Origin of the sequence: Enterobacter sp. UCD-UG_FMILLET (assembly GCF_000762975.1) — a bacterium.
In the GTDB taxonomy this organism is placed as follows: Bacteria; Pseudomonadota; Gammaproteobacteria; order Enterobacterales; family Enterobacteriaceae; genus Enterobacter; species Enterobacter dykesii.
In genome coordinates this window covers 40,604-55,046 of record NZ_JRJC01000015.1, presented here as the reverse complement: position 1 = coordinate 55,046, position 14,443 = coordinate 40,604, and the positions used below count along the sequence as shown (strand labels likewise).

The window sequence follows — 14,443 nt, the reverse complement described above, 5'->3', positions numbered from 1 at the left end:
TACGGTTACCCTCTCCCTGTAGGGGGAGGGTTTTCTCAATCCAGCGCCTTCACCATTTTTCCGCTCGCCACAAACGTCCCGGCGCCAAGATGATGCAGCGTATTCAGCTTATCCCCGTCAAACTGCCAGCGCCCGTCGATAAACGCGCGTTCATCGGCTGCCGCTGAAACCACTTCCCCAAACAGCGTATCGTATTTTTCTGCCGCGGCTGTCACCGGAAGTAACCGGCACTCCATCCACGCCAGGCATTTTTCCTCAATCACCGGCAGGCCAAGCTCAGGACCGTTCACGACCGGGATCCCGTAGCAGTTAAATTTGTCTTCATCGCGTCCGCTGACGCTACCGACCGCGTATGTCCAGTTGGCCGCCGCCACGCCGGGGATGACGATGCCAAACTTCCCGCTGCGCTCAATCAGTTCACGCGACCAGGTGCTTTTATCCACGACTATCGCGATGCGCGGCGGTTCAAACTCAACGGGCATTGACCATGCGGCGGCCATCACGTTGCGTCTGTCCAGGCTTTCATCCCGACTGGTGATAAGCACAGTAGGGCCGTGGTTCAGCAGACGGCTGGCATGACGTAATTCAACAGGGCGAAAGTGGCTCATAGGATCTCCTCATCTACACCGATGAGTATGACGAAAAAGCACGGAAATCAAAGTGAGTGCGTAAAATTAGTTTATAAACAGAACATCACAATCAAAGGAAACTGATGCATGTCCCCATTCCTGACCGCCTATTTCGCCCGCATCGGCTGGACGCAGCCGACGCGGGTGGATATCGATACCCTGCGCGCGCTGCATTTACATCACAACTGTGCGATCCCTTTTGAGAATATTGATGTCGTTCTGCCGCGCGAAATCCAGCTTGACGATCGATGCCTGGTCGACAAGCTGGTCACCGCACGTCGCGGAGGGTACTGCTTTGAGCAAAACGGCCTGTTCGAGCGCGTATTGCGCGAGGTCGGGTTTACGGTGCGTAGCGTGCTGGGACGGGTGGTATTAGCGAATCCGCCGCAAATGCCGCCGCGCACGCACCGTCTGCTGCTGGTTGAGCTTAACGGTGAGCGCTGGATAGCCGATGTGGGGTTTGGCGGCCAGACGCTGACGGCGCCGATTCGACTGCTCGCTAATGAAGAACAGGAGACGCCGCACGGGCTGTATCGTCTGCTGAGCGAGGGGAACGACTGGGTGCTGCAGTTCCGGCACCACGAGCACTGGCAGTCGATGTACCAGTTTGACCTGACGACGCAGTATTTTAGCGATTACGTAATGGGGAATTTCTGGTCGGCGCACTGGCCGCAGTCGCATTTCCGTCATCATCTGTTGATGTGTCGCCATCTGCCGGACGGCGGCAAGCTTACGCTAACCAACTTCAACTTTACCCACTGGCGGAACGGCCATGTGGAGGAGCAGATCCATTTACCGGATGCGGAGGCGCTTTACCAGCTGATGCAGGAACGCTTTGGGCTGGGCGTTGAGGATGCAAAACACGGATTTTCGCTGGCGGAGCTGACGGCGGTAATGGCGGGCTTTGAAACACATCCTCAGGCCGGGAAATAATACGCAAAGGGGCACAGGCCCCTTTACCGTTCCAGAATTTATAGCTGAGTAAACTTGCCGATCCAGGGGCTGCTGTTTTCGCCTGACCACAGATGTAAAATCAGCTCCCGGAATTTTTCCGCCGCCGGACTCAGGGTCGTTTCGCGCCGCTGCACGAGGCCCAGCGTACGCCTTATCACGGGTTCAATCAGTGGACGGCTGACAAGGACATGATGTTCGTCGGTCGGCATCGCCAGGCTGGGAACGACAGACACGCCAAGACCCGCTTCCACCATCCCCAGCGACGTTGACAGGTGACGTACTTCATAAAACCAGTTCGGTTTCCATGCCATCTTCTCGAACGCCTGATCGATAAGCGATCGGTTCCCGCTGGAGCGCCTTACCCCAATCAGCTTCATCCCTGCCAGATCGTCCCATGTCACCAGCGGTTTTTTCGCCAGCTCGTTGTCCCGTCGGCATGCCAGAACAAAGGGTTCGTTAACCAGCGGCGCAAAATCGATATTAGGATGTGTGACGTTTATCATATTTATGCCGAAATCTGCGTCGCCATTTAACACCGCTTCGAGACAATCGCTGGCACTGTGCTCAAGTATGCGGATACGGATGTTTGGGTAGTCATTGTTATAATCTCGTATCACTGAAGGCAGAAAATAGAAAGCAGCAGTGGGGATACAGGAAACGGTAATAACCCCTGCCTGATGCGTCGCCATCTCTTTAATACTCAGGACCGCGCTTTCATAAAAATCGATTAAATTCTTTGCCTTAGGTAAAAATTCTCTTCCCACGGTTGTGAGCTTGACGCTGCGCGTGGACCGTTCAAACAGCGTGGTCCCCAGGCTCTCTTCGAGCTTCTGAATTCTGCGTGTTAAAGCCGGTTGTGAAATGTGAAGAAATTGCGATGTTTTTGTAAAGCATCCGATTTCTGCAATTTTTACAAACGCTTGTATTCCCTGTAATTCATGCTGCATATCCGCACCTGATTATGGCTTGCCTATACCCACGGTAACGCAAGGGCTATTAATACGCAAAGCGTATTAATCCTGCTTTTTTTGACATTAGAGTTATCAACGGGAGTGTGAAAACCTTATTGCGTTCCTGATAAACGCGAAATGAGAAAAAAGACATGTTAAAGATCCCTTGCGTATTAATGCGTGGCGGTACCTCAAAAGGTCCGGTCATTCTGGCCAGCGATCTGCCAGAGGAAACCGAAGCGCGTGATGCAGTTTTACTCAGCCTGATGGGCGCGGGGCATGAACTCGAAATTGACGGTATTGGCGGGGGAAGTCCGCAAACCAGTAAGGTGGCGATCGTCAGTCTGTCCGACAGTCCGGACGCGGATGTGGATTATCTGTTCGCACAAGTGATGGTGAACGAACGTCGCGTTGATACCACGCCTAACTGCGGCAATATGCTCTGTGCCGTGGGGCCCTTTGCCATTGAAAAGGGGCTGGTCAAGGCGCAAAGCCCGGTGACGACGGTGCGTATTCGCAATCTGAACACCGGAACACTGGTCGACGCGGAAGTGCAAACACCTGACTATCGGGTCGAATATGAAGGCGATACCCAGATCGATGGTGTGCCGGGTACAGCGGCACCGATTGGCTTAACCTTCCTGAATTCTGCGGGGTCGAAAACCGGAAAACTGCTGCCAACGGACAGCGTAACAAACGTGTTCGACGGGATTGAAGTTACCTGTATAGATATGGCGATGCCGATGGTCCTGATTGACGCCTCGGCGTTGGGCAAAACAGGCGGGGAGTCACCGGCAGAATTAGATGGCGACAGGGCGTTTAAAGAAAGGCTTGAGAACCTGCGTCGTCAGGCTGGCGCGGCGATGGGCTTAGGGGACGTGTCCAACAAAGTGATCCCTAAACCGGTTCTTCTTAGCCGGGCGCGTAACGGCGGCACGCTTCAGGTGCGCTATTTCATGCCGCATACTTGCCATAAATCGCTGGCGATTACCGGCTCGATTGGTATCTCAACCGCGACGATTATTGAAGGCTCCGTCGCCGCTAAAATTGTTGCCGATCGTCCAAAGGAACGCTTTACCAACATTATTGATATTGAACACCCCAGTGGAAAAATATCCGTATCGTTGCTGAGGAACGGAAATAATATCGAAAATACCCGGGCTGCGGTTATTCGTACGTCGCGCAAATTATTTGAAGGCGTTGTTTGCGTGCCAGAAAAACTGCTCTCTGAAGTTGATTAAGTAAAGTCGTAACTAAAAAGCTAACCATCTTACAAAAATACACCCTGTACCTTAACTATAATACTGAGGTTATTATGGCGTTAACGCATGCTAACAATACCCTGAAAGCTCCCGACCCGGTAAAAGCCAGCGCGCATATTCGCGTCATTCTGGCGCTGGCCTTATCCGGGCTTGCGGAACTTGCTTCGTTGTTTTTTATTCAGCCACTGCTCCCGACACTTGCTGTGGAATATAATGTTCCGGTCAGCCAGGTGAGTATTATCTTATCCGCAGAAACAGCGTTGCTGGCAATTGGGCTGCTGTTTACCGGAACGTTATCCGATCGCTATGGCAGGAAGCGGTTAATTATCGTCTCTCTCCTGCTGGGCGGCATTCTGACGCTGCTCTGCCCGCTGGTAGAATCCTGGGCAATGCTGGTGGCGCTACGTGCGGTGATTGGTCTGGCGCTGAGCGGCATCGCGGCGGCGGCAACCGCCTACATCAGTGAAGAGGTCGCCCCGGTGGCGGCAGGTATTGTGACGGGATATTTCGTCTTCGGTAATTCGATGGGCGGAATGTCCGGGCGTATTGTTGCCAGCCAGCTGATCGATCACGTTTCCATCAATGTCATCTTTTACGGGTTTGCGGTCAGCCTGATTGCGGTTGCCATTCTGGTGAAGTTCCTGCTGCCAGAATCGAAGAACTTCACGCCTACGCAGAATCTTAATGTAATGCGCATGGTGAAAGGGGCGGCATCGCATTTCAAAAACAAAAATCTGGCGCTGGCGTTTGTTATCAGCTTCATTATTTTTGGCGCATTTACCTCACTTTATAACTATCTGGCCTTCTTCCTGAAAGGCGAGCCGTTCCATATTTCACCGGCAAACGCGGGTCTGCTCTCCTTTAGCTTCGCCCTGAGTTTCTTTACCGCTCCACAGGCAGGTCGCTTATCGGCGAAATATGGCGCCATGAAAGTCCTGCGCGTGCTGTTCCTGATAATGGCCTTAGGGATGCTGCTGACGCTGACGTCAAATGTCGTCACCTTTATTGTTGGCGCTGTGATTTTTACCGGCTGTTTCTTCGGCTGCCACTCTATCGGTTTAAGCTGGGTCAGTAAAAATGCAACGCATGCAAGAGGCCAGGCCGTCGCGCTCTATTTATTCTTCTACTACATGGGCGGTTCGGTTATTGGTTTTATCAACGGTTTTGTCTTCCACTCAATGGGCTGGCAGGGGATGACCGGATTTATTCTGGCATTACTGGGCGTGGGCGTTGTGGTGGCAACGTATCTGGCATCCGGTAATAAACAGGTACTGGTTCCAGCGCAGTCAGCTGAATAAATAGCATGGCAATGTGTTCACGCCTCCGGGCGTGAACACAGAATGAGCACGTATATCAAGCAGGTATTATTATGAAATTAGCAAGCTATATTCATCAGGGCCGTAAAAGTTACGGAATTTATACACAGTCCGGCATTATCGATCTGGGTAATAAAATCGGCCATCACTATGCGACATTAAAAGACCTTCTGCAATGGGATGCGGTTGACGTCGCCAGGCAATATCACGATTGCCCTGTGGATATGATGCCTGAAGACATTACCTTCCTGCCCGTGATAGAAGAACCGGGAAAGATATTCTGCGTTGGGATGAATTACGCTGAAAAAAGAAAAGAATTTGCCGAGACGAATAATGCTCCCACGCTGTTTATTCGCTTTCCTGATTCCCAAACCGGACATGCGCGGCCGGTTTTAAAACCGGTTCTCTCCAGCGAGTTTGATTACGAAGGCGAGCTGGCCGTAATCATCGGTAAACCCGGCTCCCGAATTGACGTCAATACCGCGCTCAGCCACGTGGCAGGCTACAGCTGCTACATGGATGGTTCCGTCCGCGACTGGCAGCACGCCTGGTTCACCGCTGGTAAAAACTGGAAGCAAACCGGTGCCTTTGGCCCGTATATGACCACGGCGGATGAGATCCCCGATCCTCACGCGTTGACCATTCACACCTGGCTGAACGGCATGCTGGTTCAGAATGACTCCACCGGCAGCATGATCCACAAAGTGGCGGATCTTATTGCCTACATCAGCACGTTCACCTCCCTCAGCGCCGGGGACGTCATCATTACCGGCTCGCCCGGCGGCGTCGGGAAAAAACGTAATCCGCCTCTGTTTATGCGCGATGGCGATCGCGTCGAAGTCGAAATTGAAAACATTGGCCGCCTGATGAACACCATCGTGGAAGCGCAACCCCAGCAGCAAGAATTAACCGTCTAGACGCTCAGGAGAGAGACGATGTACACCGCCATCACGCCAGAATTTGAGGTGATTAAAGCCGGTAACGCTCTGGCCAGAGAGGAGGTAGCCCGCTTCCTGGCCCGCAACGGTTTAGGCATTGATAACGATATTGAGCAATTTATCGCTGCGCGCTATCAGCGCCAGCTTGTCGCCTGCACCGGCATTGCGGGTAACACGCTGAAATGCATCGCCGTGGATGCCGGGTGGCGGGGCACGTCGTTAAGCCTGACGTTAATTCATGAAGCCGAGCTGCTGGCGGCACAAAACGGCGAACATCAGCTCTTTCTTTTTACCCGCCCGGATAACGTAAAGTCATTTCGCGGATGCGGGTTTTATCCCCTGGTGACGATCGAGAACTGTGCGGCGTTAATGGAGAATACGCCGGTTGGTATTCATCGTTACTGCAGCCAGCTGCGTCGTCATCATTTCGTGCCGGGGCAAAACACTGGCGCGATTGTGATGAACGCGAATCCGTTCACCCTGGGCCATCAATATCTTATCGAGCATGCGGCCAGCCGGTGCGACTGGCTGCATGTTTTCGTAGTGCAGGAAGATGTCTCCGCTTTTTCTTTTAAGGAACGGTTTGCGATGGTCAAAGACGGATCGCGGCATCTGCAAAATGTCACTGTGCATCCGGGATCGGCATATATTATTTCTCGCGGCACATTCCCGGGCTATTTCCTTAAGGAAAAGCAGGTCATCGATAAAGCCTATGCCGCCATTGACCTCATGCTGTTCAGAAGTTTTATCGCCCCCGCGCTGAATATTAATCATCGTTTTGTCGGTACCGAGCCGTTCTGCCCGTTAACCGCGGAATATAACCGGGCGATGCACCGCTGGCTGGAAGACGAAGCGTGTTCAGCGGCGCGAATCAGCGTACACGAAATAGAAAGAAGAACGGATGGCAATAATGTGCCGGTCTCAGCTTCAGCCGTTCGTCGTTTATTAGATGAAAACAAACTCACTGCTGCCAGCCGCATGGTGCCAGCCACCACGCGCGCGTTTTTGAATAAAGAGGTACAGCATCAGCCTTGTTTTTCTGAACCGATGTCGGCAGCGGTTTAACCGCGTTATCACAGGAAAAATGATATGAAAATTGTGCAAGCCGCAATGGCGGGAACGCTGGAGTCCAGCGACCTGATGGTCAAGGTCAGTCCCGTCGAGAGCGGGCTGGATGTGGTCATCCAGAGCGAAGTGTATAAGCAATTTGGCGACCGAATTACTGAGGTTGTCAATGAAACCCTGGCCACGTTCAACATTGAGCAAGGGCTTGTCGTTATTGATGATAAAGGTGCGCTGGACTGCGTGATCCGCGCCCGCGTGCAGGCTGCTCTGCTCAGAGGAATGGCCCGGGAAGACATTGCATGGGAAACGTTATAATGAAAAAGTTACGCCGCAGTATGTTATTTATTCCCGGTTCGAGTGCCGCCATGCTATCAACGGCATTTATCTACAAGCCTGATTCCATAATGTTTGATCTGGAAGATGCCGTTGCGCTAAAAGAAAAAGACAGCGCCCGCCTTCTGGTATTTCACGCCCTGCAACACCCGATGTACAACGATATTGAAACCGTTGTCAGAATTAATCCGCTGAATACGCCTTTTGGATTAAAAGATCTGGAAGCTGCCGTCAGGGCGGGCGTCGATGTCATTCGTTTACCCAAAACCGATTCCCCGGAAGATATTCATCAGCTCGAACGTGAAATCGTCCGCATTGAAGAAACCTGCGGACGTCCCGTTGGCTCAACGAAATTAATGGCGGCGATAGAATCTGCGGTTGGCGTGATTAACGCTGTCGCCATTGCGAAATCCTCCGACCGCCTGATGGGTATTGCGCTGGCCGCCTTTGACTACGTGATGGATATGCAAACCGAGCGGGGCGACGGGACAGAGCTGTTCTATGCCCGCTGCGCCGTATTACATGCCGCGCGCGGAGCCGGTATTGACGCCTTCGACGTGGTGTACGCCGATGTGAACGACGAGGCCGGTTTCCTGAAAGAAGTGGATCTCATCCGCCGGATGGGCTTCAACGGAAAATCGCTGATTAACCCACGACAAATTGAAATTCTTCATAACGCCTACGCGCCAACGCAGGAAGAGGTGGATTATGCAGAGCGCGTGCTTGCCGCCGCAGAGGAGGGTGAACGCAACGGACTGGGGGTGATTTCGCTGAACGGAAAAATGATCGATGCGCCAATCATCAACCATGCCCGCGTCGTGATCGAACGTAAAAATGCCTCCGGCATTCGTCAGTAATCCCCTTTATCGCAAGCGACAGGATGAAAAATGAAAAACCAAACTGAAACCCTGCACCACATTCCTGGCTCTCGCCGTGAGTACGTCGCCTTCAGCGGCGCTAACGCGACGACGCCTTATCTTGCTGACAGCCAGCAAAAGTATCAGCGCAAACTCTTTGCCAGCGTGGACGATGTGCTGGCCCGCTGCGATTTGCATGACGGCATGACCGTCTCTTTTCATCACGCCTTTCGTGAAGGGGATAAGGTCATCAATTACGTGATGGATAAGCTGGCCCAGCGCGGCTTAAAGGGGATCACGCTCGCGTCCAGCTCGCTGATGTCGTGCAATTCGCCACTTATCGCGCACATTCGCAACGGCGTGATCGGCAAAATCTACACCTCCGGGATGCGCGGCGAACTGGCGGATGCGATTTCGCACGGGCTGATGGACGAGCCGGTGCAGATCCACTCCCACGGCGGGCGGGTGAATTTGATTCAGCAGGGCGAAATTGCCATTGATGTCGCGTTTCTGGCGGTCTCATGCAGCGACGAATACGGCAATGCCAGCGGCAACGGCGGCACTTCGCAGTGCGGCTCTCTCGGCTATGCGATGGTTGACGCGAAATATGCCAGAAAGGTGGTCTTGCTCGCCGAAACCCTGAAGCCGTTCCCCAACCTGCCAGCCAGTATCGTTCAGGATCAGGTTGACTATGTTGTGCAGATTGAGAGCGTCGGCGACCCGGCAAAAATCAGCGTCGGCGCCGCCAGGGTGACCAGTAATCCGCGCGAGCTGATGATTGCCCGCTCTGCGGCCGACGTTATCGAACACTCCGGCTACTTCCGCCACGGCTTTTCCATTCAGACCGGTTCAGGGGCGGCGTCAACCGCCTGCACGCGGTTTATGGAAACCCGCATGCGCAAGCACAATATTGTCGCCCGCTTCGCGCTCGGCGGGATCACCGGCAGCATTGTCGATCTGCATCAGAAAGGGTTAATTGAAAAGATTCTCGATACGCAAAGCTTTGACGGCGCGGCAGCAGCCTCCATGGCCATCAATCCCGACCACGTGGAGATCTCCACCAACGTGTATGCGAACCCGGCCGCAAAAGCCGCCTGCTGCGACAGGGTGGACGTGGTCATCCTCAGCGCGCTGGAGGTGGACACCCACTTCAACGTTAACGTCCTGACCGGCTCCGACGGCGTGATGCGCGGCGCGTCGGGCGGACACTGCGACGTCGCCGCGGCGGCAAATCTCACCATCGTGGTTGCGCCGCTGATCCGCAGCCGCATTCCTACCGTCGTCAGGCAGGTCACCACCCTGGTGACGCCGGGCGAAAGTATCGACGTTTTGGTTACCGATCACGGTATTGCCGTTAACCCGGCGCGCCCGGAAATTCGCGAACGCCTGATTAACGCCGGGCTGGCCGTTGTCGACATCGACGCGTTGTATCAAAAGGCGCTGCTCATCTCGGGTGAACCTAAGTCTGTTGAGTTCACTGACCGCATCGTCGGCGTGGTGCGCTACCGCGACGGCAGCGTGATTGACGTGGTTCGTCAGGTGAAGGAGTAATCGTCATGACGGATAAAGCCTCGAACGCGAAAGTCTCTCTGGAACAGGTGTTAAGCGCCAGAGAGCAGCGAGCCCGTCGCCAGCAGGCGTGGCTGTTTCAGTCGGAACATACGGTTGTATCCGTCACGCTGGTCTGGCCGGGGGAGGTGAAGGATACCGACCTGGCCAGACGGGTGATGGCCGCCGCGGATCAGGCGCTCGGCGAAGTATTCCGCACCCATCAGTGGACGGTGTGCCGGCATCAGATCCTGCAGCCGGTCTCCGGCCCCGAAGCGCTCTGGTCGGTGTCGGCACCCGCGTGGATGATAAAACACGTCACGGCGCATCTGGAAGATAACCATCCTCTGGGGCGCCTGTGGGACATCGACGTGCTTTGTCCGAAAAAGGGGCTGCTGAAAAGAAACGCCATCCAGCAGCCGATGCGCAGTTGCTTTATCTGTCATGAACCGGCCCACGTTTGCTCTCGTGCGCGGCGTCATTCGCAGGCCGAACTCGCGCGCATAATCGAGGAGTTAACCGATGACTACTTCGCTTGCCAGATGTAAAGCGCCAGACGTTCAGCGCACCTTCGCTGAGCTGGCTGCCGAGGCAATGTATCGGGAAATTCGCTTAACCCCGAAGCCGGGTCTGGTGGATTGCGTAAACAGCGGGGCGCATAGCGACATGGATTTTGCGCTGTTCATGACCAGCATTGCGGCGATTGCGCCCTGGTTCTCAACGTTCTTTAACGTTGGCAGAGAGACGGCTCGTCTTGCTGGCCCGCAAACGCTGCGAGCCATAAGACCGACCGGCCTGGCCTGCGAGCAGGCGATGTTTAACGCGACCGGCGGGGTGAATACCCATAAAGGCGGGATCTTCTCGCTGGGGCTGCTGTGCGCCGCGGCGGGACGTCTGACGCAAAGGGATGAAACGCTCACGCAGCGCAGTTTATGCCGCGAGACCCGCATTATCTGTACCGGCATCGTTGAGCAGGAGCTGAAAACCACTGGCATCGCCAGAACGAAGGGCGAGCAGCAGTTCCAGACATACGGATTTACCGGGGCGAGAGGGGAAGCGGCAAGCGGTTTTATGACCGTTCGCCAGGCGGGTCTCCCGCACCTGCACACCGCGTTAGGTCAGGGCGAATTCGAAGACGTGGCGCTCTTAAGAATGCTGCTGGGTTTGATGGCGGCGAATCCGGATACCAATCTGGTTTCCCGTGGGGGAATAAAAGGTCTGAGCTACGCCAGACGCTATTCGAGGCGGTTATTAAAAATAAAACGTCTCCCGGCGGATAAATTGGTTAACGCGCTGCTCAGAATGGACGCGGAATTTATTAAACGCAATTTAAGCCCCGGCGGTAGCGCCGATCTTATTTCCGTTGGCTGGCTATTGTCGCAGTTGCCACCCGAATAATCGCGAATAGCGTAACAGGAAAACCTCATGATCGAACAACGTCTGCAGCAGCTCAGTAAGGTGTACACCCTTGTTCTGGTCCCGGGTCTCAGAGACAGCGATGAACATCACTGGCAAAGCTGCTGGGGGCGGCGTTTTCCCTTCTGGAAACGGATCCAGCAGAAAAACTGGTTAGAGCCCGATATCGAAAATTGGGTTTCGGCCATTACCCGCGAGCTGGCAATGTGCCCGCTGCCCGCCATTCTCGTCGGCCACAGCTTTGGCGCGCTGGCGTCCTGTCGGCTGCTGCAAACGCGGCGGATAAACGTAGCCGGGGTGGTGATGGTCGCACCGGCAGAGCCTGCTTTTTTCGGACTTGAAGAGGCCATTCAGCCTACGCCATTACCCGTCCCCTGCATGGTATTTGCCAGCCGAAACGATCCTCTGATGCCTTTTGCGCGCGCTCACTTTTGGGCTACGCGCTGGCGCGGCCATCTCATCGATATCGGTGAGGCCGGGCACATTAATTCTGAGTCCGGTTTTGGCGAATGGCCATACGGACTCGAACGATTAACAGAATTTTGCGAACAACTTTAGCTTTAACAGGAGAACCTATGTTAGATGATTATCATCAGCACCAGAAAGCGCGCGCTGAGTCAGGCATTCCGGCGAAACCGTTAACGGCGGAACAAACCGATGCACTTATTCATTGTTTAATAAATGATGCGTCCGCATATCATCCGCAATTATTGGATTTATTAACCCACAGCGTTCCGCCGGGCGTTGATCTCGCTGCAAAGCTAAAAGCCGATTTTTTATTTAAGGTGGCATTGCAGGAATACCGTGTAAACGGGCTTTCTCCCGACGCGGCCACAACGCTGCTGGGGTCTATGCAGGGTGGCTATAACGTCCAGCCGCTGATTGAGCTTCTTGATCATCCGAACCTCGCGCCGCTGGCCGCCGAGCAGCTCTCTTCTACCATCCTGATCTTTGAAAAATTCAGCCTGGTGGAAGCCAAAGCGAAGAGCGGCAACGTCCGGGCAAAAGAGGTGCTTCACTCCTGGGCAAATGCCGATTGGTTCACGCTCCGTCCGGCCATGCCTGAAAAAATTACCCTGAAGGTGTTTAAGGTTCCCGGCGAGACCAATACCGACGATTTGTCTCCGGCACCGGAGGCGTGGTCACGTCCGGATATTCCGCTGCACGCGCTCTCCATGCTCAGTAACGTCAGGGAAGGGGTTACGCCTGATGAGCCCGGCGTGCGTGGCCCTTTGCGCCAGCTGGCAGAACTGAAAGCGTCGGGCCGGCCGCTGGCGTACGTCGGTGACGTCGTGGGGACCGGCTCCTCACGTAAATCCGCCACCAACTCCATTCTGTGGCACATCGGGAACGACATTCAGTACGTGCCGAATAAACGTAACGGCGGGTTTGTGTTTGGCGGCAAAATCGCGCCTATTTTCTTCAACACCCTGGAAGATTCCGGCGCGCTGCCGGTAGAGATGGATGTCTCCGCGCTGACGACCGGGATGCTGATCGATCTTTACCCGTACAAGGGCGAAATTCGTGAGACAGAAAGCCAGCGGCTGGTGACGACTTTTACCCTGAAAACCGAGGTGCTGCTGGACGAAGTGCGCGCCGGCGGGCGGATCCCGTTAATTATCGGACGCAGCCTGACGGCGAAAGCGCGGGAATCACTGAAGCTTGAGCCTTCAGCGGTATTCCGCACGCCCGCTTCACCTGCGCCATCCGCAACCGGCTTTACGCTGGCGCAGAAAATGGTGGGTAAAGCCTGCGGCGTGGCGGGGATCCGCCCGGGACAGTATTGCGAGCCAAAAATCACTACCGTCGGTTCTCAGGACACCACCGGCGGAATGACGCGCGACGAGCTGACCGACCTTGCCTGCCTCACGTTTTCAGCCGATCTGGTGATGCAGTCTTTCTGCCATACCTCTGCGTACCCTAAGCCGGTAGATGTCCAGCTGCATGAAACCCTGCCGCAGTTTATCACCCGACGGAATGGGGTGGCGCTTAGGCCGGGCGACGGCATCATCCACTCCTGGCTTAACCGCATGCTGCTGCCGGATACGGTAGGCACGGGTGCCGACTCCCATACCCGCTTCCCGCTGGGGATCTCCTTCCCGGGCGGCTCCGGGCTGGTTGCGTTCGCCGCCGCAACCGGCATTATGCCGTTGGATATGCCTGAATCTGTGCTGGTGCGCTTTAAGGGCGAGATGCAGAAAGGGATCACCCTGCGCGACCTGGTGCATGCCATTCCGCTCTACGCCAGAAAGCAGGGACTGTTGACGGTCGAGAAAAAGAATAAGCGCAACGTTTTCTCGGGCCGGATCCTCGAAATTGAAGGCCTGGAAACATTAAGCGCAGAGCAGGCGTTTGAACTGGCTGACGCCTCCGCCGAACGGTCCGCCGCCGCGTGCGTTATGCGCCTGGCGGAAGAGAATGTCGCGCAATATCTTCGCTCCAATGCGGCTCTTCTGCGCCTGGATGGTTAAGCAGGGATACGAGAACGCCGCCACGCTTGAACGACGCATTGCTGAAATCGAGGCGTGGCTGGCTAACCCGTCGCTGCTCCGCGCCGATCCTGACGCGGAATATGCGGCAGTCATTGAGATCGATCTCAATGAAATCACCGAGCCGGTGGTCTGCGCCCCGAACGATCCGGACGATGCCCGGTTACTTTCGGAAGTTGCCTGCACTCCTGTCGAAGAGGTCTTCATTGGCTCCTGCATGACAAATATCGGTCACTTCCGCGCTGCGGGTGAAATCATGGCCGGTGCCAGCGAAAACCAGGCGCGTTTGTGGCTCGCACCGCCGACAAAAATGGATGCCCAACAGCTCTCCCGCGAGGGCTATTTTAATCAGTTTATTAAAGCGGGGGCGAGAATCGAGCCTGCGGGCTGTTCCCTGTGCATGGGGAACCAGGCGAGGGTGCGTGAAGGGAGTAGCGTGGTATCAACGTCCACCCGAAATTTCCCGCATCGTCTGGGAACGAATGCGAAAGTATTCCTTGCCTCAGCTGAATTAAGCACCGTCGCGGCCATGCTGGGAAAAATGCCAACCGTGGAAGAATATTTTGACTATACGAATAAACTTCATGATGCGCATGAAAAAATCTATCGCTATCTCAGTTTTGATACTCTTGCCGAATATCAGCTCAATGAAAGTGTTAATATCAATACTGTTAGTGTGTAATTGT

At 54.8% G+C, this 14,443-nt stretch carries 13 protein-coding genes and 1 pseudogene; 12 read left to right on the top strand and 2 right to left on the bottom strand.

The features are described from left to right. Positions 1 to 35: 35 nt before the first annotated feature. Positions 36 to 608 (bottom strand): flavin reductase family protein, encoded by a 573-nt coding sequence (locus tag LA04_RS07345; RefSeq protein ID WP_047651031.1) that lies wholly within the window; start codon positions 606 to 608, stop codon positions 36 to 38. Between the two features lie 108 nt (positions 609 to 716). On the opposite strand from LA04_RS07345, the gene nhoA reads away from it, so the two are divergent. Continuing rightward, positions 717 to 1,562 carry an N-hydroxyarylamine O-acetyltransferase gene (gene nhoA, locus LA04_RS07340; protein WP_047651030.1) on the top strand — a complete coding sequence of 282 codons (846 nt, stop codon included), beginning with the start codon at positions 717 to 719 and terminating at the stop codon, positions 1,560 to 1,562. A gap of 38 nt (positions 1,563 to 1,600) precedes the next feature. Here the strand turns inward: nhoA and LA04_RS07335 are convergent, their stop codons facing one another. Beyond that, positions 1,601 to 2,530 (bottom strand): LysR family transcriptional regulator, encoded by a 930-nt coding sequence (locus LA04_RS07335; RefSeq protein ID WP_052119532.1) that lies wholly within the window; start codon positions 2,528 to 2,530, stop codon positions 1,601 to 1,603. A 155-nt stretch (positions 2,531 to 2,685) separates the two neighbouring features. On the opposite strand from LA04_RS07335, the gene LA04_RS07330 reads away from it, so the two are divergent. The 11 genes and pseudogenes from LA04_RS07330 (at position 2,686) to acnB (ending at position 14,439) form a co-directional block, all read left to right on the top strand. Next, a complete protein-coding gene (locus tag LA04_RS07330) occupies positions 2,686 to 3,774 on the top strand; it encodes a 4-oxalomesaconate tautomerase (RefSeq protein WP_047651028.1) in 1,089 nt (362 codons plus the stop codon). Between the two features lie 74 nt (positions 3,775 to 3,848). Further along, positions 3,849 to 5,093: an MFS transporter gene (locus LA04_RS07325; protein WP_047651027.1), complete on the top strand. Its 1,245-nt coding sequence runs from the start codon at positions 3,849 to 3,851 to the stop codon at positions 5,091 to 5,093. Positions 5,094 to 5,164: 71 nt separating this feature from the next. Continuing rightward, positions 5,165 to 6,028, top strand: a complete 864-nt coding sequence (locus LA04_RS07320; RefSeq protein ID WP_047651025.1) for a fumarylacetoacetate hydrolase family protein — start codon at positions 5,165 to 5,167, stop codon at positions 6,026 to 6,028. An 18-nt stretch (positions 6,029 to 6,046) separates the two neighbouring features. Further along, positions 6,047 to 7,114: a [citrate (pro-3S)-lyase] ligase gene (citC, locus tag LA04_RS07315; protein WP_047651024.1), complete on the top strand. Its 1,068-nt coding sequence runs from the start codon at positions 6,047 to 6,049 to the stop codon at positions 7,112 to 7,114. A gap of 24 nt (positions 7,115 to 7,138) precedes the next feature. Beyond that, on the top strand, positions 7,139 to 7,429 hold the full coding sequence (citD, locus tag LA04_RS07310; RefSeq protein ID WP_047651023.1) for a citrate lyase acyl carrier protein: 291 nt from the start codon (positions 7,139 to 7,141) through the stop codon (positions 7,427 to 7,429). Then, entirely contained in the window at positions 7,429 to 8,304 is an 876-nt protein-coding gene (citE, locus tag LA04_RS07305; protein ID WP_042713724.1) for a citrate (pro-3S)-lyase subunit beta, read from the top strand. Before citD ends, citE begins: the two co-directional genes overlap by 1 nt. A 30-nt stretch (positions 8,305 to 8,334) precedes the next feature. Then, positions 8,335 to 9,855, top strand: coding sequence for a citrate lyase subunit alpha (citF, locus tag LA04_RS07300; protein ID WP_047651018.1), 1,521 nt, complete (start codon positions 8,335 to 8,337; stop codon positions 9,853 to 9,855). A 5-nt stretch (positions 9,856 to 9,860) separates the two neighbouring features. Beyond that, positions 9,861 to 10,400: a citrate lyase holo-[acyl-carrier protein] synthase gene (citX, locus tag LA04_RS07295; RefSeq protein WP_047651017.1), complete on the top strand. Its 540-nt coding sequence runs from the start codon at positions 9,861 to 9,863 to the stop codon at positions 10,398 to 10,400. Beyond that, positions 10,375 to 11,250, top strand: a complete 876-nt coding sequence (citG, locus tag LA04_RS07290; RefSeq protein WP_047651016.1) for a triphosphoribosyl-dephospho-CoA synthase CitG — start codon at positions 10,375 to 10,377, stop codon at positions 11,248 to 11,250. The genes citX and citG overlap by 26 nt, the downstream gene beginning before the upstream one ends. A 27-nt stretch (positions 11,251 to 11,277) precedes the next feature. Then, entirely contained in the window at positions 11,278 to 11,826 is a 549-nt protein-coding gene (locus tag LA04_RS07285; RefSeq protein WP_047651015.1) for an RBBP9/YdeN family alpha/beta hydrolase, read from the top strand. A gap of 17 nt (positions 11,827 to 11,843) precedes the next feature. Then, positions 11,844 to 14,439 (top strand): annotated as a pseudogene (gene acnB / locus LA04_RS07280) (bifunctional aconitate hydratase 2/2-methylisocitrate dehydratase). Positions 14,440 to 14,443 lie beyond the last annotated feature (4 nt).

What these genes read in the sequence shown, in the direction of transcription:
- LA04_RS07320 (WP_047651025.1), top strand. Translation starts at nt 5,165, where the DNA reads ATGAAATTAGCAAGCTATATTCATCAGGGCCGTAAAAGTTACGGAATT.
- LA04_RS07325 (WP_047651027.1), top strand. Translation starts at nt 3,849, where the DNA reads ATGGCGTTAACGCATGCTAACAATACCCTGAAAGCTCCCGACCCGGTA.
- LA04_RS07335 (WP_052119532.1), bottom strand. Translation starts at nt 2,530, where the DNA reads ATGCAGCATGAATTACAGGGAATACAAGCGTTTGTAAAAATTGCAGAA.
- citF (WP_047651018.1), top strand. Translation starts at nt 8,335, where the DNA reads ATGAAAAACCAAACTGAAACCCTGCACCACATTCCTGGCTCTCGCCGT.
- citC (WP_047651024.1), top strand. Translation starts at nt 6,047, where the DNA reads ATGTACACCGCCATCACGCCAGAATTTGAGGTGATTAAAGCCGGTAAC.
- citE (WP_042713724.1), top strand. Translation starts at nt 7,429, where the DNA reads ATGAAAAAGTTACGCCGCAGTATGTTATTTATTCCCGGTTCGAGTGCC.
- citX (WP_047651017.1), top strand. Translation starts at nt 9,861, where the DNA reads ATGACGGATAAAGCCTCGAACGCGAAAGTCTCTCTGGAACAGGTGTTA.
- citD (WP_047651023.1), top strand. Translation starts at nt 7,139, where the DNA reads ATGAAAATTGTGCAAGCCGCAATGGCGGGAACGCTGGAGTCCAGCGAC.
- nhoA (WP_047651030.1), top strand. Translation starts at nt 717, where the DNA reads ATGTCCCCATTCCTGACCGCCTATTTCGCCCGCATCGGCTGGACGCAG.
- citG (WP_047651016.1), top strand. Translation starts at nt 10,375, where the DNA reads ATGACTACTTCGCTTGCCAGATGTAAAGCGCCAGACGTTCAGCGCACC.
- LA04_RS07345 (WP_047651031.1), bottom strand. Translation starts at nt 608, where the DNA reads ATGAGCCACTTTCGCCCTGTTGAATTACGTCATGCCAGCCGTCTGCTG.
- LA04_RS07330 (WP_047651028.1), top strand. Translation starts at nt 2,686, where the DNA reads ATGTTAAAGATCCCTTGCGTATTAATGCGTGGCGGTACCTCAAAAGGT.
- LA04_RS07285 (WP_047651015.1), top strand. Translation starts at nt 11,278, where the DNA reads ATGATCGAACAACGTCTGCAGCAGCTCAGTAAGGTGTACACCCTTGTT.